The following is a 21,211-nucleotide window of genomic DNA, read 5'->3' as shown; positions in this document are numbered from 1 at the left end:
GAGAGGTATGGGAAACATCATTAATTTTGCTCACAGGGGTTCATCCAAAATTTGTCCCGAGAACACGATGGCTGCTTTTAGAAAGGCGCTTGAGCAGGGGGCTACAGGCATCGAGACGGATGTGCAGCTGACGAAGGAAGGCCAGATGGTCCTGATTCATGACGAAACGCTCGACCGAACGACGAGCGGCACCGGCTGGGTCAAAGATTATTCCTTGCAGGAGCTTCAGGAACTGGATGCGGGAAGCAAGTTCGATCCTGCTTTTCAGGGGGAGCGTATTCCGACGCTGGATGAGCTGCTGGAGCTTGTGAAGGACAGCGGAACGATCGTCAATATCGAGCTGAAGAACGGGACCATTCTGTATGAAGGCCTGGAGCAAAAGGTCATTGAACGCGTGAGGGCTTTCCAGATGACCGACCGGGTCGTCATCTCCAGCTTTAATCATTACTCGCTGTATCTGTGCAAACAGATCGCTCCGGAAATTCGTACGGGTATTCTGTACATGGAGGGCCTTTACGAACCATGGGAATATGCCGCAACGCTGCAGGCTGACGCGCTCCATGCCTACCATTTTGCCGTACTGCCTGAATTTGTGCAGGGCGCCAAAGCTTTGGGCAAGGCGTATCATCCGTTTACCGTAAACGACATCAAGGAAATGCAGCGTCTGCTTGAGGCAGGCGTGGACGGCATCATTACCGATTATCCGGACCGTCTGGCGGAACTGCTGGCGGCCCAAGTCTAAAAGCTTCTCTGACAACAATAAACCGGGCCTGGTTGTACAGGCACCGGTTTATTTGTACTTCGGACTGATATTTCGGGAAGGCCAGCTTATTCGTCCTTGTCTTCGGGCTTCAGGGCTGGCTCTGTGCCTTCCTTCAGCACATCCTCGATCATGCTGGTGGCCGAAGGATTTTCGCTGTCCGGATCGGGAATCGGATCCACGCCGGGAAATCTGTTCTCATGCTCTTGCTTATCATGCTTCTCCATCGCAATCCATTCCTTTCTGCATCGGTTTGATATAGCTTGGTCCAAAATCTGGACCTCTATGCAGGCCAATCGTGTTCTCGCTGTGCTATATGTAACGATAAACCGGAAGCTGCAGCTTGAATCAAGACAAGCGGGCTTAATCTCCCGCAAGAAAAAAACCGCTGGCATACAGCGGTTTGGCAGTTACTATTTAATTTGAATCAGGCGCGAAACATGGCTCACTTCATTCATCGGAATCCAGCAGGAGCCAAGGGTGGTGCGCATTTTTAATGTATTCGGATCGTTGGATTTCTCCGGAATGCCCGTCAGCGTGCTGCCGTCCGAGCTTTTGACGAAGACATAATGGCCGCGTTTGATGGCAAGTTCAATTTCTTTTTCCATGTGACTATTCTCCTGTATCAAAGACTTTGGAATCATTTTCTATTTCTATCATACGGGAAAACGGGACGGATAGATAGCTCTTTTTTGTTACAATCCAGAGAAAAAAGACCCAAAAAATAGAAGTCATTTCTAGGCTATTTAAGAAAAAAGGCTTGTGTTATACTGGAGGCGAAGGGAAAATAATGAAATGGTTAAGGAATCTGTAAATGTCGGGTAAGGGACAAGGAGGCAAGCTGAGCAGGCATTGTACCAAGAAGAATATCAGTCGCAGAAGTTATCAAGAAGTTATCAATGGAATAAAAACAGGGTAAAAGGAAAAGAACCCCCACGCAATCTGCACAGGAGTTCCGGTATGATGATCTGCAGTGGGCTCGAACCACTGACCCCCACCCTGTCAAGATGGTGCTCTCCCAGCTGAGCTAGCAGATCATACGAAGTAAAGAAGCTATTGTTTATATTATCAGCGAGCCGAAAGGGTGTCAACGTTTTTTTAGTGAGCATGAGAAAATACATACAGCATGGGACCGAAATCGGCGGGAGAACATCCTGTTCATAAAGACTTGAGGTGTTAAAAAACAGAAAAAAGTTAAAAATGTCAGGTATACGGACTTAAAGGAGTGGCATGGAATGCCCAAAAAAATTTGGTTAGCCGTTCTGGGCGGGTGCTTGATTGCGCTGCTGGCTGGCTGTTCAGGCAATCAGCCGAGTAAAGGCTCGAGTTCCCCGGTCATGAAAGATGTATACAACAGCGGTCAATCCGTTTCAGGAGACATCTACTCCAAGGGACAAATCTCGCCTCCATGATCCTGAAGAAGCAGCTCCCGAAGAAAGAGAGCCGGCATATGCCGACTCTCTCTTTTTATTCCTCATCCCATTTGCGGGAATATCCCTTTTTCGTCACGTATATAAAAGAGTAGATCAGTGCCGCAGCCATGACTGCGCAAATGACAATGGTGGCTCCCATGCCCATGTTATCCGTGGCTCCTCTCGCATCCATATTATAGTCTAAACTATACATGAAAATCTTTTTTTTGTATAATAATTCAAGCCGTGTTTAAACGGAATCTTTAGCAAACAGGGAATACTGAGCATTTGAAAGAGAGGGCTTCTCCGATGGCTGCAGAAATCATCAATGTAACGACGAAGGAACAACTGCAACATGGATTGAATATCCGTAAAAAGGTGTTTGTGGAGGAACAGAAGGTTCCGGTGGACCTTGAAATCGATCAATACGATGTCATCAGCGATGATGTGCATCATATTCTGGTACAGGATGAAAACGGCGATTACGTCGCGACGGGACGCGTCATTTATTACAATAACGAAACGGCTAAAATGCAGAGGATTGCCGTGCATAAAGATTACCGGAAAAGTGGATACGGACGGATCTTGCTGCTGGCAATGGAAAAACGCGCGCGCGAGCTCGGCTTGACCTATTCGATACTGGATGCGCAGTGCCAGGCGGAACCTTTCTATGCCAAACAGGGGTACGAGACGATCTCCAAGGAACCGTTCGATGATGCCGGTATTCCGCATGTCCGCATGAGAAAAACGCTGTAAAGAGAATAGCAGGAGTCATGTCAGGGGAAGCTAAAGACAGCCCGAATCCTGGGCATCTTACCTGACAAAGGAGCGGATAACGATGGGAACTGCAGGCCGTGAGCAATTTATCGCTGTGCAAAAAAACGGTGACGGGGACTTGACCGCCTTCAAAACCTCTTCGGGACGCATACTGAGCTACGATGAGGCGCTGCAGGAAGTACAGGCTGGCGCGATTGCCGGCGTGAACATTTTCAAGGGAAGAGACGGAGGCATGTACATCCGCGGTGACGCGGACGGAGATCCTTCGAACAATTTGGATCAGCTGCCCCGCTTTGAATAGAACGGTTGAATATAAGAGTTGAATAAAGCGAGACTTTCACACAGAACCGGCCGCAAGCTTGCGGCCGGTTTTTTGCTGCTGTTGCCGTTATTGATAAAACCGGGAATCAGGAGAGGGTGTAGATGCGGCCAGGCTCGATAAAGTTCATTTCCCCCGTTTTCCCTTCGAAGTCATTCTTGTTGTCTGCATAGTGCATCAAATATGTAATCCTGCGGATCTTCTCAGGCATTGACAGAAGCTCACCCAGCGTAGTATGAACCTCGCCGCGGCCTTCAAGCTGGCAGTCATGAAAAATCATGCGGCAGCCTCGCTGCTCCACAAGGTATTCCAGCAGTCCGGGATTAAAGACCATGTCGGAGCTGTAAAAAATATCGTTATTTAAATACAGAGAATAGCTGTTTTTTCCGGGAATATGCTCCGTTGGAATCAGCTCGATGCGAATGTGCTCCGACAAATCATACGGCTGCTTCGGCTGAAGCGGGCAGACCTCGAACAGATCCTCGAGAGAGACGATTTCTCCCTCCTGATACAGCCCGCCTTTCAGGGAGTGCTCCCATAGAACCTGTGTCAGGGATTCGGCGATATAGAGCTTGATTTTGCGCTTGTAAGTAAATTTCATTTTGAAGGCCAGCTCCTCCAGACCTCCGACATGATCCGCATGGATATGGGTAATCAGCACCGCATCCACGTCCGCAAAAGATTTGCCCAAGCGGTGAAGCGCGAGCGGAGCCGTGACCCCGCAGTCGATCAGCAGCGTAAAATCCTCGTCCAGCAGCAGCGCGTTATTGTTGAAATAACTTTTGGCAAAGGCACTGCCGGTTCCGATCATCTGTAGTTCTAGTTTCAATTGATGCACCTCCTGGTGTGATGTCAATCATCATTATACCCCACGGTTCCACATTGTCATAAATCTCCATACAATGCAGCATAGGCTTAAAGGAAATGGGGATGGATGCATGGTCAAATCAAAAGGCAAAAAGCCGTCGCAGGCCAAAAGCGAAAAGGTGTATAAAGGAATGAGGCTGGTCACGTCGCAGGTATGCGAGGTTTGCAAAACGCCGTGCGCAAAGGGCATGGCCTATGCTGCACGCATGAGGGAACCCGGGGCCGTAGGCAAGGGTGTGCCCTGTATTTTGACGAAAGTGAATTAGCTGTTATGCCGAACGAAAGCCTGCTGAAAAGAAGCGGGCTTTTCTTTTGAATCCCGTATAAAAAATGATCGGCAAAAGTGTGGGATCGACCGCAACTTGCATATATACTTTTCGTATATACATACAACAGCATGAAGGAAATGGAGGGAATTCAAGGGTGAAAAATTGGAAGAAAATTTTAGTTTGCGTTTTTGTATTCTCCTTGATGGGCGGCTCCGTCATGTTCGCGGATTCGGTAACCCAGAAAATCAGGGTTTGGATTAACGGTCAGGAAGTGCAGGACGGCGGCTTCGTGATCGATGGCAAAACCTATGTTCCGATTCGCGAATTTAACGGTGTGGTCCATTGGGATGGTGATGCCAACAAAGTGCAATTCATCAAGCCGAATGTACATATATTCCTGTTTAAAGGCGATACCGTATTTGGCAATGTGAACAAGGGCAAGCTGAAATTCAACGTATTTAGCCAGGTGGACAGCCTATCTGAGCATGTAACCGCGGTAAAAGTCGCCATAACGGACCCGTCAGGCAACGTGAAAGATATTCAATCGCAAAATCTGGGGAGTGGCCAAAAGGATAACTTCTGGTTCCGTACCTATGATTTCACGTATGATTTTAAAACAGCGGGAAAATATAAGGTAGGGTTTTACGTGAAGGCATCTAAAAGCAATGATTATGAATTGGTGTCCGAGAAGGTAATCACGGCCTTGAATTAAATGCATGTTCACTCCAAAAGGATAAATTGACCAGGCACACGGTACGTGATACGATACGAAGGTATGACTATATAACCCAAAGCGAGGTTTTTGTAATGAGCGATCACAACCACGTGCATGACGAGAATTGCAACCATGATCACGACCATGAGCATGAGGAATTTGTTCTGACTTTGACTGACGAGCAAGGAAACGATGTGGAAATGGTTCTTGTCGAAACGTTTGACGTAGGCGAGAGACTGTACGCATTGCTGCTTGAGCGTGAAAACCCAGAAGCGGACGGCATTATTCTGCGCGTTGAGGAAGAAAACGACGAAATGATGCTTTACAATATTGAGGACGAGCAAGAATGGAACGAAGTTGAGGCAGCTTACAACGAGCTGGTCGCTCAGCAGGACTCCGAAGGCTAAAAATTTCGCACCCGCATATCCAATAAAACCCGGCGACGCCACTGGCGCTGCCGGGTTTTTGGCTTTTATCCATCTAGAAGATTGCGTCGGTTTCCACGATTACCTTCACGTTATTGATATAGCGGTCCTCCGGTCCTTTCACCGGAAGTCCCACGTCAACGTGATCCACGATGTAGTCGATATTGTCTTGGGAAATGACTTCACCCGGCAGCAGGATCGGTATACCCGGCGGATAGACGTAAATAAACTCGGCAATGATGCGGCCAGCCGATTCCTTGAACGGTATCACCTCGGTATCCCCGTAAAAAGCGTCTCTAGGAATCAGGGAAAGCTGAGGGATTTCCGGAATTTTCACGATCAGTTCATTGGCGGTATTTACGTTATAGTACGTTTCGGCAAGCTCGCGCAGTGCGGTGAGCAGAATCGATACTGTCTCCTCGTTATCGCCCGGCGTAATCAGGCAGAGGATATTGTACATATCACTCAGCTCGACCTCGATATTGTAATGGTCGCGCAGCCAGTTTTCCGTCTCGTAGCCGGTGATGCCCAAATGGCGGACATGGATCGTCAGCTTGGTCGGATCATAATCGAAGGTGGCTTCGCCTCCGAGAATTTCTTCGCCGAAGCAATAAAGCCCTTCGATTTGGTTAATGCTGCGGCGGGCGTTCTGGGCCAGGTTGATCGCTCTTTGAGCCATCTCATGACCGTTGATCGCCAAATTGCGTCTTGACGTGTCCAGCGATGCCAGCAAAATGTAAGACGTCGACGTCGTCGTCAGCATGCTGATAATGGTCTGAACGCGCTGCGGATTGACAAAGCCGTTCTTCGTGTTGAGATTGAGCACGGAGCTCTGCGTCATGGAGCCGCCGAGCTTATGCACGCTGGTCGCCGCCATATCCGCTCCCGCTTCCATCGCGGACATCGGAAGGTCCTGGTGGAAATGGATCAGCACGCCATGGGCTTCATCCACGAGGACGGGTACATGTCTGCTGTGCGCAAGATCCACGATTTCCTTCAGGTTTGCGCTTACGCCAAAGTAGGTCGGATTAATGACCAGTACGGCCTTGGCATCCGGATGGCGGTCCAGGGCACGCTGCACGGACTTGGTCGTAATGCCGTGATCGATCCCTAAATTTTCATCACGGGCAGGCGATACGAACACCGGCTTCGCGCCTGAGAAAATAATGGCGGACATGATGGATTTGTGCACGTTTCGCGGCACGATGATTTTGTCCCCCGGGGAGCAAATGGAGAGGATCATGGTCATAATGGCACCGCTTGTCCCCTGAACACTGAAATAAGTATAGTCCGCCCCGAAGGCGTCGGCTGCAAGCTTTTGAGCTTCTTCAATAACGCCTGTCGGCTGGTGGAGGTCATCCAGCGGCGCGATGTTGATCAAATCTATGGATAGGGCGTTATCACCTATAAACTCTCTGAACTCGGTGTCGGTACCCATGCCCTTTTTGTGTCCGGGAATATGAAACTGTACGGGATTGCTGGCCGCATGTTCCTTCAGAGCAGTAAATAGCGGCGTACGGCGGTGGTCCATTTTACGCTGTCACAACCTTTCATCTGTTAAAATTACAAGGATGAGTATAGCAAAATGGGGGGCGATTGCAAGCGCCCATTTCGTCAAGAGGCGAAAATATGGAAGGAATATGGGGTACATTATATATAGGCGGCTTTCATAGGAAGCCATTGTCATTTCGAGTAGAGGATGTGATTCTGATGCCGCAAGCCACTGGAACTGCAGCCGTTAAACGGCTTCGATCGCCCTTTTTTGTAGGACTACTCATCATTCTATTCCTGGTTGAATTCATGAAAGGCTCGCTGTTGGTGGCCGTTCTGCCCGTATATATGAAGAATTCGCTCGGGCTGTCGGCGCATATGATCGGCATCGCATTTTCGCTGCAGTATATTGGCGACAACCTCTTCCGAAGTCCCTTCGGCTGGATCGGAGAGAGGCTGGGATACCGCAAAACGATGGCCGGAGCCCTGCTTATGACGGTAATCGCCGTGTGCATCATTGCATTTACCTCCGGCGCTTTCTGGCTCGCGGTCGCCTGCTTTATCCTCGGGCTTGGCACCTCGCCGCTATGGCCTACAGCGATGACGGGCACAACGGAAATATCGGGGCCGAACAACAGCAACGGGCAGGCGATGGGGACGCTTGAAATGGCCTCGCTGGCCGGTACGGGCGCCGGTCCGATCGTTATGAACTTCTTAATGGATCGAACAGATAAAAATTATCATACGGCATTCCTGATTCTGATCGGCGTGGGGATCATTCTGGTCCTGGTCGCGCTGATGCTGCCTTCCAAAGTCCGGATTCCGCTTCATTCGGCGGCCGAGTCGGCAGCGGGGGCCAGCAAAGGTTTCTTCGCGGTCATGAGACAGAAGCTCTCCCACCTGCGGGGAAGTGTTACAAAAACGCTGCATGAGGTCAGGCATACGCTGAAAGTGAGCTGGATGGTGTACCCCGCGCTGTTCCTGCAATCCTTTGTCATCGGCCTGCTTAGTCCGGTCATTACCCTTTACGTGCAAAATGAGCTTCATATTTCACCCAACATGTACAGTCTGCTGCTCGTCGCGGGTGGGGGGATTACCGTCATAGCGCTCATTCCATGCGGCAAGCTGATCGACCGTTTCGGTACCAGACCGTTTTTGAATGCCGGATTTTTGCTCGCCGCGGTTTCGCTCAGCATCTTTTCCATGGTACACTCGCTGGCTCTGGTATTCATATTCGTCTGCATCGTTGGTATCAGCTACGCGATGATCCTGCCGGGCTGGAACACGTTCGTTTCCCATCTGGTGCCGGAAGGAGAACGCGGAGCGGTGTGGGGATTCTTCCTGACCCTGCAGGGCTCCGGCATGGTGGTAGGACCGGTCGTATCGGGTCAGCTGTGGGATCGGCTCGGTCACTCATCGCCGTTTCTGGCAAGCGCCATCGTGATGGCGATGCTGTTCGTCATTCATTTGATGCTGTCGCGCCGTGGGAAGACCGCTGCGAAAGCGTAAAAGAGCTTTAAACGCAAAAGAGCTGTACCCGCAGGGAAGTTGCCCTGACAGGTAGAGCTCTTTTGTCATTAAAACGCCATTTTATACAGCGGAAGCAGCTTTTCGAACGTCGACTGGATCACGGAGACGAGCTCCGGGCCATGCTCGAGTACGGCTTCCCCTTTTGGTATCCGCAGCCCGCACAGAACCTCGGATTTTTTGACCTTTTCCAGCTTGGCGGCCATCTGCTCGAAATCGGCTGGCTTCATCTCGGCATGCGGGGTGAAGCCGGGATCCATGTGGTCCATGGACCAGTAGAAGTGATCAGGCAGGCTCTTTCTCACCTTGCCAATACTTTTCTCCAAATGCTTGGCGAACACAGCCTTGTTCGAGCTTTCATAGATAACCGCAAAAATGATGAACAGGTGGGATTCAAACATGCCGACCTGGAAATGCGGAAGTGCTTTATATCCTCGCTTGCTCGCGGCCCAAGCGACCCAGGTGTCATTGGGGGGATTAATGGTCCGGCGGGCGTGTTTGGCTACATGTGGGAACATTTCCTCGCCGCATAGCGCGGAGAGAAACGGAGCGATTTCGCCTCCCAGTGTTTCCAGCTTGGGACGCACGTTCGCGATCAAAGCCTCCATGCGGGGCTCAAGCCCGGGCACCGTAAATACTTCGAAATCTTTATCGTTAAAACCTTCAAATGTCATGCTGCGTCCTCCTCTGATCAAATAACGGTTTTAGCTTGTCCTATTGCCCGCGTCCCCTGTGGGTCTGTTTGGTCCAGAGACTGAAAGGGTAAAAATAGTCAATAAACCAAGTTACCGTTACATAAGATAAAGTATAAAATAGATCAAAGCTTTTAATCAATTTCAATCAGGATTATGGGCTAAATCCTCTAATCGCGGATATCATCGGAAAAGCGGTCCAAAACTGAAGGAGGGAGTGCCGTGAATAAAAGCTATGAAGTGGAGTACTGCAATCTGGAGCTTCGGTTTAACCGGCGGCATATTCAGGACCTGATTAAGGAGCTGATTCAGGAGGGATATTCCCTGTACTGGAGCGAGAACGAATCTTTGTTCATCGTATCCGTCAGAACGGGGCGCAAGCTCGTCAAGCTGCGGTTTCATCGGACCAAGAACGGTTATAAGATGGTCGGGGATTATATTATCCGCGATGCGAGGCTGGCGGAGTGGATGGAGAAGCTGATCGAGGATACGCGGGGTCATGCGGTCGTAAAGCGCTTTAAGGACCGCCAGATTCTGGTGGAAAACATTTTGTTCGGCGAAGTGATCCGTTTGGTTGAAATATCCGGATATCAGCAGAGGGTGCTGTATCAAAAGGGGCCTTTCATGACGGAGCAGGAGATTTCCAAGCTGTATTTTTCGGGCGAAGGCGAAATGCGGCTGCTGCTGCTTCGGATGGAAGTCGACGACGAGCTTGAACGTCTCCACGCGGCGCTTCAATGTGGTGATGAAGAAAAAGCAGATCACTGCCGCAAGAAACTGTCCGATCTTTCGAAACAGCTGTTTATGCTTGAATGGTAAAGCTGAGTTTGTACTACAATATAAAGCAGGGATGATAAGCACCTCAGCCTAGGGCGGGGTGTTTTGTCACGTATCGTTTACAGACAGAGGGGTTCACTTTCACACGTAAACACGCTAAAATAGCTGTATTCTCGATTTTTCACAAAATAAAGAGGTAAAGGATGGAGGACCATATGTCGAAGCAACAAATCGGTGTCATTGGCCTTGCTGTTATGGGCAAAAACCTGGCTCTCAATATTGAAAGCAGAGGCTTTACAGTTTCCGTATTTAACCGTTCCTCGGAGAAGACGGAAGCCCTTCTCGAAGAAGCGAAAGGCAAAAATTTGACCGGTACTTTCTCCATTGAAGAATTTGTCGAGTCGCTCGAAACGCCGCGCAGAATTTTGATTATGGTACAAGCCGGCAAAGCGACGGACGCGACGATTGAACAATTGATTCCGCACCTGGACCAAGGTGATATCATTATCGACGGCGGCAATGCTTACTTCCCGGATACGCAGCGCCGCAGCAAGATGCTTGAGGAAAAAGGCTTCCGCTTTATCGGTGCCGGCGTATCCGGCGGCGAAGAGGGCGCGCTCAAGGGACCTTCCATCATGCCTGGCGGACCGAAAAGTGCTTACGAACTGGTCGAGCCAATCCTGACTTCGATCTCAGCCAAAGTGAACGGCGAACCATGCTGTACATATATCGGACCGGGCGGAGCCGGCCACTACGTAAAAATGGTGCACAACGGCATCGAATACGGCGACATGCAGTTGATCGGCGAAGCCTACCATCTGCTGAAAGACGTGCTGAATCTGGGAGCGGACGAGCTCCACGAAATTTTCAGCGATTGGAATAAGGGCGAGCTCGACAGCTATCTGATCGAAATCACCGCCGACATTTTCGCCCAGAAGGACGAAGACACCGGCAAACCGATGGTTGACGTGATCTTGGACGCAGCCGGACAAAAAGGTACAGGAAAATGGACAAGCCAAAGCTCGCTCGATCTGGGTGTGCCATTGTCCATGATTACCGAATCGGTATTCTCCCGCTTCCTGTCCGCGATGAAGGAAGAACGCGTCGAAGCAAGCAAAATACTCAGCGGTCCGGCAACGGATGCGTTCCAAGGCGACAAGGCGGAATTCATCGAAAACGTCCGCAAAGCGCTGTTCGCAAGCAAAATCGTATCGTACGCTCAAGGCTTCGCGCAGCTGCGCGTGGCATCCGACGAGTATGGCTGGGATCTGAAATACGGCGAGCTGGCTAAAATCTGGCGCGGCGGCTGCATCATTCGTTCCCGGTTTCTGCAAAACATTACCGATGCTTACGAGAAGGACCCAAGCCTCAAAAACCTGCTGCTTGATCCGTTCTTCAAAGATATTATCGAAAAATACCAAGGGGCATGGCGTTCTACCGTATCCGCAGCCGTAAGCCGCGGTATTCCGGTACCGGGCTTCTCCAGTGCGCTTGCGTATTTCGACAGCTACCGGACCGAGAGACTTCCGGCGAACCTGCTTCAGGCGCAGCGGGACTACTTCGGAGCCCATACGTTCAAACGTGTGGACAAAGAAGGCGTCTTCCACCACAACTGGATTCAGGAGTAAGGGGCTAGCTTAGGATCGGTCCTCCGAATATTCGGGCGGCATGAGCCCATGCATGGCTTCTTGCAGACAGGTGCGAATCCGCTCGTCTTGAGCGTGGCCTGTCGTCGAACGGCTTAGCAGCAGTAGAGCGGCCTCCCCGAAATGTTGAAAATTTTGCAATAATCGTGGCTTAGAGAGCTCCAGCAGCGCTGGATCTTTCTGAGCCACTTTTTGTTCCACGAAATGCAAAACCCAAAGCATGTCCTCACGGCACAGAATATGCCGCGGGTCCGTGATTCTCTTGATTTTCGCGGCGGTTTCGGGTGAATGGGAACGGGATTCTGACATGGCGGTACCTTCCACTCCTTGGAATGCGGATTTTACAGCAGGGGCCTATCGAAGCTTGAAACATGATACCCCATGTATATGATAGAATGACAGAAAATAGACTCGTAATATCAAATGATCAAGAAAGGGAAAGCACTTTGTCTGTATTACGGTTGGCAGCAGGAGAAGCAAGGTGAAGCTTTCGTTTATTTGATGCAGAAGGAAGAGAGTTTGCGAGATTGTCGAAAGTTTTTGGCCTGTGTTATGATATGAAAAAGCTTTGGGGAAACCGAGGAGCAAAAGGGGTGTCGCATTTGCATCACAAGGAACAAAACATCATACTGATCGGCATGATGGGGACAGGAAAATCCACGGTCGGCGAGATACTGGCAGCAGAGCTCGGCTATACACTGGTCGATCTGGATGCGGCGATCGTGGCCGATGCAGGAATGACGATCCCTGAAATGTTCGAGCTGCATGGGGAAGCCTTCTTCCGGCAGGCAGAAACGGATGTGCTGCGAAAAGTGGTGTCGGCAGGCGGACGTCAGATCATAGCCACGGGCGGTGGTGCCGTGCTGAATCCGGTCAATTGCGAGCTGATGTCTGGCGGAGGGCTTGTCGTTGCGCTGACCGCGCAGGCGGAAGAGATTATCGAGAGGGTCAAAGGGGACGGCAATCGTCCTCTGCTCGCCGGGAACGCCGAGGAGCGGATTCGCGCCATTCTTGAAGAACGGAAGCATGCCTATCAATTCGCCCATTGCACGGTGGATACGAGCCGGCGGGGTGCTGACGAAGTCGCGCAGCTTGTTTTAACGCATTACCGCGTCTAAGCTTTTGTGGTACAATGACTATAAGAATCACGTCGATCGACGTACTTTCAAAGCAGGCAGACCGCGCTTAGGGGATGTTTTACTCGCGAGATAAAAAAATCGGCAGACTCTTTTGGGAGCCTGCCGATCCTCGTCGCTTATGCTTCCTCTTCGTTCCATTGAAGCATGCCGCCGGTCATATTGGTGCATTCAATGCCATGCTGCTGCAGGAACTGGCAGGCACGCATGCTGCGGCCGCCGCTGCGGCAGATGATGATGAGCTCGCCTTCCTTCGGAATCTCGTCCAGTCGGTCCGGGATTTGTCCGAGCGGAATATGCTTGGCGCCGCTGATCATGCCCTGCGCGACTTCTTCATCTTCACGGACATCGATCATCTGCAGCGTTTCGCCTGCGAGCAGGCGCTTTCGAAGCTCGGATGGTTCTATTTCATGGATGGGTTTCATTGTGGATAACCTCATTTCGGGTGTTTTGTTATGCAATTATGTATATGATAACCAAGCTCTAAAGGGGCTGTCAAATCAGGTTCATGCCTATTCAGACATGAATAATATAGGATAAGGAGACAAGGGTCTATGGATTTGATTGTAAAACCAACACCAAGGCTGGAGGGGGAATTCGGAGCACTATCCTCCAAAAACTATACAACGCGTTATCTGCTGGTTGCAGCACTTGCAGAAGGTACAAGTACGGTGTATTTTCCGGCCCACAGCGAGGATAGTGACGCCATGCGGCGCTGCATTCAGGATCTGGGGGCGGTACTGGTTGAGGATGAAGAGAAAGCGGTCATTACCGGCTTTGGCCGCAGCCCTAAGGATGTTAAAGAGCTGAACGTAGGCAATGCCGGCGCCGTCCTTCGCTTTTTGATGGGCATTGCATCGCTGTGTCCGGACGTCACTTTCGTCAATACATATCCCGATTCACTGGGCAAACGTCCCCATGACGATCTGATCACAGCGCTTGGACAGATGGGCGTGCAGGTAGAGCATAACAGCGGGCGTCTGCCGATCCGGATCCGGGGAGGGGAGCCGAGGGGAGGAAAGATCAAGGTTTCGGGTTCCGTCAGCTCGCAGTATTTGAGCGCGCTCCTGTTCCTGACGCCCCTCCTTGCCGAGGATAGCGAGATTGAGGTAACGGGCGATCTGAAATCGAAGGTCGTTGTCGGGCAAACGCTGGAGGTACTGGAGCAAGCCGGAATCGTAATCCATGCAAGCGAGGATTACATGCACTTCCATGTCCCGGGTAATCAGGCCTACCAGGCCAAATCCTATACCGTGCAAGGAGACTATCCGGGATCGGCGGCGGTGCTGGCCGCTGCAGCCGTGACGGAGTCTGACGTTCTGGTGAAGCGTCTGCCGGTCTTGAGCAAACAGGGCGAACGCGCCGTCGTGGACGTACTTCGCATGATGGAAGTGCCGCTGACACATGAAAATGACGAGGTGCATGTCCAAGGAAACGGCAGGCTGAAGGCGGTCGAGTTTGACGGGGATGCAGCTACGGATGCCGTATTGGCAATGGTCGCCGCTGCCGTATTCGCCGAGGGCACTTCGCGATTTTACAATGTTGAAAATCTCCGCTACAAGGAATGCGACCGGATTACCGATTACTTGGCAGAACTCCGCAAAGCCGGGGCCCATGTGGAAGAACGGCAGGCCGAAATCATCGTCCACGGTAGGCCGGAAGGCGTTGAAGGCGGCGTGGAAATCAACGCGCATTACGACCATCGCGTAATCATGGCGCTTACGGTGGTAGGCCTTCGCGCCAAGGAGCCGCTTCGAATCAAAGATGCGCATCACGTAGCGAAATCGTATCCGCAGTTTTTTGATCATATGCAGGCGCTTGGCGCCCGGGTGGAATGGGTAAAATAACAACGAAGAGGCACAGGAATAAAGGAAGGGCGGGATGAGCATGTCATTTGAAAATCCGACACGAGATGAAATCAAAAAGATTTTGGAGAATGCGGGCAATATTGCGGTGGTCGGCTTGTCTGACAAAACGGACCGGACTTCATATATGGTTGCCCAGGCCATGCAAAGCCGGGGATACCGCATCATTCCGGTCAATCCGACCGCAGCAGGAAAGCAGATTCTCGGCGAAACATGCTATGCTTCGCTGAAGGATATCCCAGAGCCTGTGGACATCGTCAACGTTTTCCGCAGAAGCGAATACTGCGCTGACGTGGCGCGGGAGGCGGCTGAAATCAAGGCAAATGTACTGTGGCTGCAGCTTGGGATCGTAAGTGACGAAGCCGCAGCGATCGCGGAACAGAGCGGCATGAGAGTCATTATGGACCGCTGCATTAAAGTGGAAGAGGCCGTGACGCAGCCGGATCGATCCGGCAAACGCTAAGGGCTTCAATCGCAAAGGCACCCCCGGGTGGTTTTCCGGACAGGGGTGCTTTTTCTTTTTGACAAAACCTTGATGAAAGCTTACCATTTGAATTATGTGCGGATTTTGCAGGAATCGGCGAGCGTGAATTTTGCAAATTCTGATGTGTTTTTTGAAAGGAGAGTGCCTTTCTTGAATTGGCTCGGATCTCTGCAGCAGCTCGGAAGAGCGGTCATACTGCCCACCATGGTGCTTCCTTCGGCCGCCATACTGCTGAGCGTCGGCAGTCTTCCCTGGGCCGCCTGGGGCCTCCCCCACGTCGCTGAGGTCAGCACATGGGCAGGACAGGGCATCTTTTACTTCCTTCCCTATTTATTCGCTGTTGGCGTTGCCTGGGGGCTTGCCAACCAGGCGGGGCCGGCAGGGCTTGCGGCACTGGCCGGCATGTTTATTTACGATCAGATTACAAGGCATATGGGGAGCGGGAATATTCAGCCTACGACGCTGATCGGTATTATTTTTGGTATTTTATCGGGCGTAGCCTATAACCGATTCAAACATATCAAGCTGCCGGAGGCTGTGCAGTTTTTTGGCGGCTCCAGGTTCGTCCTGCTGCTCATGGGACTGTTTTCGGCAGTGTTTTCCTGGCTCATGCTGTTCATCACCCCGTATTTGCAGAAGGGATTGGATGAACTCACGCTGATGATGAGCCATCTCGGCGGTTTCGGATTATTTTTGTACGGTATTTTGTATCGGATTCTGACCGCATTCGGTCTGCATCATCTGCTGAACAACATTTTCTGGTTTCAGGTGGGTTCTTACCAGACGCCCTCGGGAAATATCGTGCAGGGGGATCTGCCACGCTTCTTCGCGGGAGATCCTGCGGCAGGGATTTATATGGCAGGTCTTTTTCCGATTATGATGTTCGCGCTGCCGGCGATTGCCTTAGCTATTATTCAGGAGGCTCGCGAGGACCTGAAACCGAAGATTAAGAAGACTTTTTTGACGGCGGCGCTCGTATGCTTTTTAACAGGAGTGTCCGAGCAGATCGAGTTCGCTTTTCTGTTTGTGGCTCCTTATCTGTTCATCCTGCATGCGGTATTATCCGGTGCAGCCATGTGGCTGACGTACAACCTGGACATTCATCACGGCTTCTCCTACTCGGCGGGAGCCATCGACTTTTTCTTGAACCTGCATCTTTCCCATCACGCCTGGCTTCTGATCCCGATCGGGCTCGGTTATGGTCTGGGATACTATTTCCTGTTCAGGTGGGCGATTCGCAGATTCCGGATTCCGACGCCGGGGCGTGAGGAAGGATCCAACCTCGAGGATTGGGCAGGCAGCATACCGTATCAGGCTCCGCTTATTCTGGAAGCGCTGGGCGGCAAGGAGAACATCGTCCAGGTGGAATCCTGTATTACCAGGCTGAGGCTGACGGTAAAGAACGATAGGCTCGTAGACGGTAATGCCTTGAAGCTCCTCGGTTCCGCTGGGCTGATCAAATTGGGCGGCGGCAACGTACAGGTCGTGTTCGGTACATATTCGGAGCTGATCCGCGAGGAAGTCAACAAACTGATGCAGCGGGACCTTCCACAGGTGCTGTTCAGTGCTCCGGTACAGGGCCGGATGCTTCCGATCGAGGAAGTGCCGGATCAAATCTTCGCCGCCAAGCTGGTCGGCGACGGGGTAGCCTTCATGCCGGAACGGGGAGAGCTGGTCTCGCCCGTATTCGGAACCGTCATGCATATTTATCCAACCATGCACGCGATCGGCATTTCCACACCGGAAGGCCTTGAAGTGCTGCTTCATATTGGTATCGACACCTCCCAGCTCAAGGGAGGACATTTCTCAGCTGTCGTCTCGGAAGGCGATTCGGTTGAGCCGGGTCAACTGCTTGTCAAATTCGATCTTGCATTTATTCGTGAACATGCCACCTCGGTTGCGACACCAATGGTCATCACGAATCCAGATCGCGTCAAATCCTGGAGCTTTGCTCCGTTCAAAGCAGTTAAGAAGGGACAGACATCCGTCATGTCCGTAGTATTACACGACAGAAATGTTGGAGGTTTGGAATCATGATACAAGGCATCGGGGCATCTGCCGGCATCGCAATTGGAAAAGCGTTCGTTCTGCCGAACTGGGAATGGGACCTCCCTGAGACCAGTATAGACGCAGTCGATCTGGCCAATGAGTTTGAACGGCTGTATGAAGGGATACGCACCTCCAAAAATGAAATCGAATATATCAAAAACGAATTCCGGGACATGGTCGGGGAAGAGGAGTCCAGCATTTTTGACGCCCATCTCGCCATTCTGGACGATCCTGTATTCATGAACGAGATTCAGGGCGTCATCGAGCGTCAATATAAAGCGGCTGAAGTGGCGGTAAAAGAAGCGATCGACCATTTTGTCACCATGTTCGACCTGCTCGACGACGAGTACATGAAGGAGCGCGCCATGGACATCAAGGATGTCGGGAACCGCCTGCTCAAGCATCTGCTCGGAGCTCCTGAAATCACGCTGCCTTCGGATACGCAGCCTTACGTGCTCGTCGTGAAGGAGCTGTCGCCTTCCCAGCTGGCTCATTTGAATCCCTCCCATGTTCTGGGGGTAGTGACGATGCTGGGCGGCAAAACCTCCCATTCTTCCATTATGGCCCGCGCGCTTGGCATTCCGCTCGTCGCAGGAATCGAAGGCAAATTGGCCACGCCGATCCAGACGGGAGACCTGATCGTCCTGGATGGAGAATCGGGGCATATGTTCGTCAATCCGGAAAAGCGGATTGTGGAGCAATTCGAGTGCTTGCGCACGGAGCAGCAAGTCAAGAAGGAGCAGCTGGAGCTGTTATCGTCGGTCGAATCCGTGACAAAGGACGGCATCCATATGCGACTTTCGGCCAACATCAGCTCAGTCAAGGAATTGGAACTGGCTATGAAATACGGGGCGCTTGGAGTTGGGCTGTTCCGCACGGAATTTCTATACATGGACCGAGCCGCTTTTCCGAGCGAAGACGAGCAGTTTGATGTGTACCGCCAGGTCGTCCAGAACATGGAAGGCCGTTCAACCGTGATTCGCACGCTGGACATTGGTGGAGATAAGCAGCTGGATTATTTCCCGCTTCCGCAGGAAGACAATCCATTCCTGGGATTCCGCGCGATCCGAATCAGCCTGGAGCGGCAGGAGCTGTTCCAGACCCAGCTTACGGCAATTTTGCGCGCAAGCGCCTACGGTAAAGTCAAAATCATGTACCCGATGATCTCTTCCGTGGATGAAGTAAGACAAGCCAATCAGATTCTCCGCCGGGCCATGGATGATCTGGACGCACGGGGCATCGCTTATGACGCCGACATTCAAGTCGGAGTTATGATTGAGATTCCGGCAGCCGTGATCATTGCCGACCTGCTGGCGGAAGAGAGCGACTTCTTCAGCATTGGAACCAATGACCTGGTGCAGTACGTGCTGGCCGTCGACCGGATGAACGAGCAGATTGCCCACATGTATCATCCGTATCATCCTGCTATCCTGCGGATGCTCCGTACCATTGTCGAGGCCGCAGGCAAAGCAGGAATTCCGGTCAGCGTATGCGGCGAAATGGCCGGGGATGAACGGTCCATACCGCTGTGGCTTGAGCTTGGCGTTCATGATTTGAGCATGTCTATCCAGTCGCTGCTGCGCGTAAAGCACCGGATACTGAACACGACGGCGGAGGATGCGCGCAGCACGGCTCAGCGGTGCTACAAGCTAGCCACCAGCACGGAAATCGAAAAGCTGCTGACGGATTTTAACGAATCGAGCCGCACGGAGCAGCAGTCAAGCCAGGAAAACGGGAAAGACAGTCACGTTTCGTAAATCGATTGGCTGTGGCGACAAAGCCCTGAGCATTCTACCGGATGCTCAGGGCTTTTTTTTGGTGTCTGGCTGGACAATAACAGAGTCATGAAAGAGATGGGCATTTTGGTAAATAAAACAGCAGGCCGGATAGGAAGGATTCAAGGGATATGAAAGCGAATACCATCAGCAGCCGAAATATCGCGCTATGTATGTTGTCGATAGAATAATTCCGGGGTGGTAACATGTCAATCCAATGTAACTGCGAGCAAAAAATGAAGCTTGAGCTTCGTACGGTGATGTATACACGGAGCGTCACGATCCGTCATGTGCCCGTGCTTGTCTGTGACCGCTGTTTATCTTATGAACTCATTCCAACGATGAGGACCGATTTGAAAAAATGTGTGGAACTTCTCGGTCCGGAACCTTCGAATATCAGTTTTTCTCTTACGGACTATCATGAGCTCGCCAAGCTGCTATACGAGGTGCTGGATGAAGGTGTTTCTGAAGAGAATCTGAAGCAGACGTTGGAATACGAGATTCAGGAACGTATCAATTTGCTTTTGGATGTTTATAAAACGGCAGAGATGATGCAGGATGAAGCCTGGGTTGCGGAGCTTCGACTCCGGCTCTCCCAGCTGTCCGTCATGCTGCCGGAAATGAATGTAATTTATGCAGATGCATGAAAAATTGCAGGTTTTCTGAATAATTTTCATGGCAAGTTGGATTTTTCACGAGCTTTTTGATACGATAGAGTAAGGAATTTAATCGAAAAAAGGGGATGTATATCAAATGGCGACGATGACCAAACTGACTACTAGCGACCAGCTTCAGACAGCTTTGGAAGCCTCAAAAGATAAACCTCTGCTTCTTTTTAAACACAGCACGCGCTGTCCGATCAGCGCAGGGGCCTATCAGCAGGTAATGACATATTTACAAAATGAGCCAAACGAAGCCGTGGAATACGGTTTAATCCATGTCGTAGAGGATCGTCCGGTTTCGCTAGAGGCGGCGGACATTCTTGGTGTTCAGCATGAATCCCCTCAGGTGATTTTGGTCAAGGATCAAGCGCCTGTCTGGCATACATCTCATTCCCATATTACTGCGGATGCTCTGAAACAGCACTTGGAAGGCTAGTAAAGCGTTATCATTGCAGAATGCGACAAATTGTCGTATCATTATTTTAATGGGTTGACGAATGAAAATTTATTGGCAATGGAGAGAAGGAATTTGACGGTAACCATTTACGATGTGGCGCGTGAAGCAGGCGTATCGATGGCGACGGTATCGCGGGTTGTCAACAACAATCCCAACGTGAAGCCTCAGACCCGGAAGAAAGTATATGAAGCAATAGAACGTTTGGGATATCGTCCGAATGCGGTGGCAAGAGGTCTTGCCAGCAAGAAGACGACAACGGTCGGGGTTGTCATTCCCGATATCTCGAATTCTATTTTTGCTGAAATCGCTCGGGGCATTGAAGATATCGCCAACATGTACCACTATAATATTATTTTGTGTAATGCTGACAAGAAGAAGGAAAAGGAAATCCGTGTTATTAACACCTTGCTCGAAAAGCAGGTGGACGGGCTGCTCTTCATGGGCGGAACCGTTACGGAGGAACATATCCAGGCATTCCAGACTTCGGCCGTTCCTATCGTGCTGTGCGCGACGCGGGACGAGAACGGAAACTATCCGTCCGTCGATATCGATCATGAAGCCGCGGCATACGATGCCGTTAACACGCTGATTCGCCATGGACATCGCGAGATTGCCATGATCAGCGGCACGCTTCAAGACCCTGCCAACGGGTATTCGCGTTTTCAGGGATATAAGAAGGCGTTGGAAAACGCGGGCATCGAGTATCAAGAGGATCTGGTGCGCATCGGCAACTACCGCTACGAATCCGGCGTAGAGGCCATGAAGTATTTCCTCGGTCTGAAGAAGAAGCCTACGGCTGTCTTCGCAGCTACGGACGAAATGGCTATTGGCGCCATTCACAGCATTCAAGACGAGGGACTCAAGGTGCCTGACGATTTCTCCGTGATCAGCGTTGACAATACCCGCATGGCATCCATGGTACGTCCGCAGCTGACCACCGTGGCTCAGCCGATGTACGATTTGGGTGCGGTTGCGATGCGCTTGCTGACCAAGCTGATGAAAAAGGAAAATGTGGAAAACCCTCGGGTGATTTTGCCGCATGAAACGATTTTGCGCTTGTCCGTAAACCATGTGAACGAGTAGTTCGCTTCAGGATACATGATAAA

General features: G+C 51.2%; 26 protein-coding genes and 1 tRNA gene. 18 read left to right on the top strand and 9 right to left on the bottom strand.

Annotated features, from left to right (window positions below; translation table 11 throughout):
* The first annotated feature begins 7 nt into the window (after positions 1 to 7).
* Positions 8 to 742 (top strand): glycerophosphodiester phosphodiesterase, encoded by a 735-nt coding sequence (locus ACTHPM_RS09930; protein WP_440395006.1) that lies wholly within the window; start codon positions 8 to 10, stop codon positions 740 to 742.
* A gap of 86 nt (positions 743 to 828) precedes the next feature.
* On the opposite strand, the gene ACTHPM_RS09925 is transcribed toward ACTHPM_RS09930, so the two are convergent.
* The 3 genes from ACTHPM_RS09925 to ACTHPM_RS09915 all read right to left on the bottom strand — a co-directional run bounded on the left by ACTHPM_RS09925 (position 829) and on the right by ACTHPM_RS09915 (position 1,797).
* Positions 829 to 987, bottom strand: coding sequence for a hypothetical protein (locus ACTHPM_RS09925; RefSeq protein ID WP_440395005.1), 159 nt, complete (start codon positions 985 to 987; stop codon positions 829 to 831).
* 186 nt (positions 988 to 1,173) lie between these two features.
* Positions 1,174 to 1,368 (bottom strand): hypothetical protein, encoded by a 195-nt coding sequence (locus ACTHPM_RS09920; protein WP_440395004.1) that lies wholly within the window; start codon positions 1,366 to 1,368, stop codon positions 1,174 to 1,176.
* A 356-nt stretch (positions 1,369 to 1,724) separates the two neighbouring features.
* Positions 1,725 to 1,797, bottom strand: a tRNA-Val gene (locus ACTHPM_RS09915).
* Positions 1,798 to 1,995: 198 nt separating this feature from the next.
* Between ACTHPM_RS09915 and ACTHPM_RS09910 the strand changes: the two genes are divergently transcribed.
* Positions 1,996 to 2,172: a hypothetical protein gene (locus ACTHPM_RS09910; RefSeq protein ID WP_440395003.1), complete on the top strand. Its 177-nt coding sequence runs from the start codon at positions 1,996 to 1,998 to the stop codon at positions 2,170 to 2,172.
* 55 nt (positions 2,173 to 2,227) lie between these two features.
* Here ACTHPM_RS09910 and ACTHPM_RS09905 read toward each other — a convergent pair whose 3' ends face one another.
* Positions 2,228 to 2,365, bottom strand: coding sequence for a hypothetical protein (locus ACTHPM_RS09905; RefSeq protein ID WP_440421524.1), 138 nt, complete (start codon positions 2,363 to 2,365; stop codon positions 2,228 to 2,230).
* Positions 2,366 to 2,481: 116 nt separating this feature from the next.
* Here ACTHPM_RS09905 and ACTHPM_RS09900 point away from each other — a divergent pair, with 116 nt between their 5' ends.
* Together ACTHPM_RS09900 and ACTHPM_RS09895 are read left to right on the top strand one after the other, a co-directional pair.
* Entirely contained in the window at positions 2,482 to 2,928 is a 447-nt protein-coding gene (locus ACTHPM_RS09900; RefSeq protein WP_440395002.1) for a GNAT family N-acetyltransferase, read from the top strand.
* Positions 2,929 to 3,010: 82 nt separating this feature from the next.
* On the top strand, positions 3,011 to 3,250 hold the full coding sequence (locus ACTHPM_RS09895; RefSeq protein WP_440395001.1) for a DUF3892 domain-containing protein: 240 nt from the start codon (positions 3,011 to 3,013) through the stop codon (positions 3,248 to 3,250).
* 106 nt (positions 3,251 to 3,356) lie between these two features.
* Here the strand turns inward: ACTHPM_RS09895 and ACTHPM_RS09890 are convergent, their stop codons facing one another.
* Positions 3,357 to 4,097, bottom strand: coding sequence for an MBL fold metallo-hydrolase (locus tag ACTHPM_RS09890; protein WP_440395000.1), 741 nt, complete (start codon positions 4,095 to 4,097; stop codon positions 3,357 to 3,359).
* A 109-nt stretch (positions 4,098 to 4,206) separates the two neighbouring features.
* Here ACTHPM_RS09890 and ACTHPM_RS09885 point away from each other — a divergent pair, with 109 nt between their 5' ends.
* The 3 genes from ACTHPM_RS09885 to ACTHPM_RS09875 all read left to right on the top strand — a co-directional run bounded on the left by ACTHPM_RS09885 (position 4,207) and on the right by ACTHPM_RS09875 (position 5,526).
* Positions 4,207 to 4,401, top strand: a complete 195-nt coding sequence (locus ACTHPM_RS09885) for a hypothetical protein (RefSeq protein ID WP_440394999.1) — start codon at positions 4,207 to 4,209, stop codon at positions 4,399 to 4,401.
* Positions 4,402 to 4,606: 205 nt separating this feature from the next.
* Complete coding sequence (locus ACTHPM_RS09880) at positions 4,607 to 5,116, top strand: copper amine oxidase (protein ID WP_440395402.1); 510 nt, start codon at positions 4,607 to 4,609, stop codon at positions 5,114 to 5,116.
* A gap of 95 nt (positions 5,117 to 5,211) precedes the next feature.
* The gene (locus ACTHPM_RS09875; protein WP_440394998.1) at positions 5,212 to 5,526 is read left to right on the top strand and encodes a DUF1292 domain-containing protein; all 315 of its coding nucleotides are present in this window, start codon (positions 5,212 to 5,214) and stop codon (positions 5,524 to 5,526) included.
* A gap of 73 nt (positions 5,527 to 5,599) precedes the next feature.
* Here ACTHPM_RS09875 and ACTHPM_RS09870 read toward each other — a convergent pair whose 3' ends face one another.
* Entirely contained in the window at positions 5,600 to 7,075 is a 1,476-nt protein-coding gene (locus tag ACTHPM_RS09870) for an aminotransferase class I/II-fold pyridoxal phosphate-dependent enzyme (RefSeq protein WP_440394997.1), read from the bottom strand.
* Positions 7,076 to 7,254: 179 nt separating this feature from the next.
* Between ACTHPM_RS09870 and ACTHPM_RS09865 the strand changes: the two genes are divergently transcribed.
* A complete protein-coding gene (locus ACTHPM_RS09865; RefSeq protein WP_440394996.1) occupies positions 7,255 to 8,544 on the top strand; it encodes an MFS transporter in 1,290 nt (429 codons plus the stop codon).
* 68 nt (positions 8,545 to 8,612) lie between these two features.
* Here the strand turns inward: ACTHPM_RS09865 and ACTHPM_RS09860 are convergent, their stop codons facing one another.
* The gene (locus ACTHPM_RS09860) at positions 8,613 to 9,236 is read right to left on the bottom strand and encodes a DUF1054 domain-containing protein (protein ID WP_440394995.1); all 624 of its coding nucleotides are present in this window, start codon (positions 9,234 to 9,236) and stop codon (positions 8,613 to 8,615) included.
* 240 nt (positions 9,237 to 9,476) lie between these two features.
* On the opposite strand from ACTHPM_RS09860, the gene ACTHPM_RS09855 reads away from it, so the two are divergent.
* Together ACTHPM_RS09855 and gndA are read left to right on the top strand one after the other, a co-directional pair.
* Positions 9,477 to 10,073, top strand: coding sequence for a hypothetical protein (locus tag ACTHPM_RS09855; RefSeq protein WP_440394994.1), 597 nt, complete (start codon positions 9,477 to 9,479; stop codon positions 10,071 to 10,073).
* A 173-nt stretch (positions 10,074 to 10,246) separates the two neighbouring features.
* Entirely contained in the window at positions 10,247 to 11,659 is a 1,413-nt protein-coding gene (gene gndA / locus ACTHPM_RS09850) for an NADP-dependent phosphogluconate dehydrogenase (RefSeq protein WP_440394993.1), read from the top strand.
* A 9-nt stretch (positions 11,660 to 11,668) separates the two neighbouring features.
* Here gndA and ACTHPM_RS09845 read toward each other — a convergent pair whose 3' ends face one another.
* Positions 11,669 to 11,986: a hypothetical protein gene (locus ACTHPM_RS09845; RefSeq protein WP_440394992.1), complete on the bottom strand. Its 318-nt coding sequence runs from the start codon at positions 11,984 to 11,986 to the stop codon at positions 11,669 to 11,671.
* Between the two features lie 293 nt (positions 11,987 to 12,279).
* Between ACTHPM_RS09845 and ACTHPM_RS09840 the strand changes: the two genes are divergently transcribed.
* Entirely contained in the window at positions 12,280 to 12,795 is a 516-nt protein-coding gene (locus tag ACTHPM_RS09840) for a shikimate kinase (RefSeq protein WP_440395401.1), read from the top strand.
* Positions 12,796 to 12,932: 137 nt separating this feature from the next.
* Here ACTHPM_RS09840 and ACTHPM_RS09835 read toward each other — a convergent pair whose 3' ends face one another.
* The gene (locus ACTHPM_RS09835; RefSeq protein WP_440394991.1) at positions 12,933 to 13,238 is read right to left on the bottom strand and encodes a rhodanese-like domain-containing protein; all 306 of its coding nucleotides are present in this window, start codon (positions 13,236 to 13,238) and stop codon (positions 12,933 to 12,935) included.
* 129 nt (positions 13,239 to 13,367) lie between these two features.
* On the opposite strand from ACTHPM_RS09835, the gene aroA reads away from it, so the two are divergent.
* The 7 genes from aroA to ccpA all read left to right on the top strand — a co-directional run bounded on the left by aroA (position 13,368) and on the right by ccpA (position 21,188).
* Complete coding sequence (aroA, locus tag ACTHPM_RS09830) at positions 13,368 to 14,660, top strand: 3-phosphoshikimate 1-carboxyvinyltransferase (protein ID WP_440394990.1); 1,293 nt, start codon at positions 13,368 to 13,370, stop codon at positions 14,658 to 14,660.
* Positions 14,661 to 14,700: 40 nt separating this feature from the next.
* Positions 14,701 to 15,141 (top strand): CoA-binding protein, encoded by a 441-nt coding sequence (locus ACTHPM_RS09825; RefSeq protein WP_440394989.1) that lies wholly within the window; start codon positions 14,701 to 14,703, stop codon positions 15,139 to 15,141.
* 171 nt (positions 15,142 to 15,312) lie between these two features.
* Positions 15,313 to 17,199 (top strand): glucose PTS transporter subunit IIA, encoded by a 1,887-nt coding sequence (locus ACTHPM_RS09820; RefSeq protein WP_440394988.1) that lies wholly within the window; start codon positions 15,313 to 15,315, stop codon positions 17,197 to 17,199.
* Entirely contained in the window at positions 17,196 to 18,968 is a 1,773-nt protein-coding gene (ptsP, locus tag ACTHPM_RS09815) for a phosphoenolpyruvate--protein phosphotransferase (RefSeq protein ID WP_440394987.1), read from the top strand. The genes ACTHPM_RS09820 and ptsP overlap by 4 nt, the downstream gene beginning before the upstream one ends.
* 224 nt (positions 18,969 to 19,192) lie before the next feature.
* Positions 19,193 to 19,633: a hypothetical protein gene (locus tag ACTHPM_RS09810; protein ID WP_440394986.1), complete on the top strand. Its 441-nt coding sequence runs from the start codon at positions 19,193 to 19,195 to the stop codon at positions 19,631 to 19,633.
* Between the two features lie 106 nt (positions 19,634 to 19,739).
* The gene (ytxJ, locus tag ACTHPM_RS09805; RefSeq protein WP_440394985.1) at positions 19,740 to 20,084 is read left to right on the top strand and encodes a bacillithiol system redox-active protein YtxJ; all 345 of its coding nucleotides are present in this window, start codon (positions 19,740 to 19,742) and stop codon (positions 20,082 to 20,084) included.
* A gap of 93 nt (positions 20,085 to 20,177) precedes the next feature.
* Positions 20,178 to 21,188, top strand: a complete 1,011-nt coding sequence (gene ccpA, locus ACTHPM_RS09800) for a catabolite control protein A (RefSeq protein ID WP_440394984.1) — start codon at positions 20,178 to 20,180, stop codon at positions 21,186 to 21,188.
* The last annotated feature ends 23 nt before the right edge of the window (positions 21,189 to 21,211 follow it).

Source organism: Paenibacillus sp. SAFN-054 (assembly GCF_051966755.1).
GTDB lineage: Bacteria > Bacillota > Bacilli > Paenibacillales > Paenibacillaceae > Paenibacillus_AQ.
This window is presented reverse-complemented; position numbering and strand designations above follow the sequence as displayed.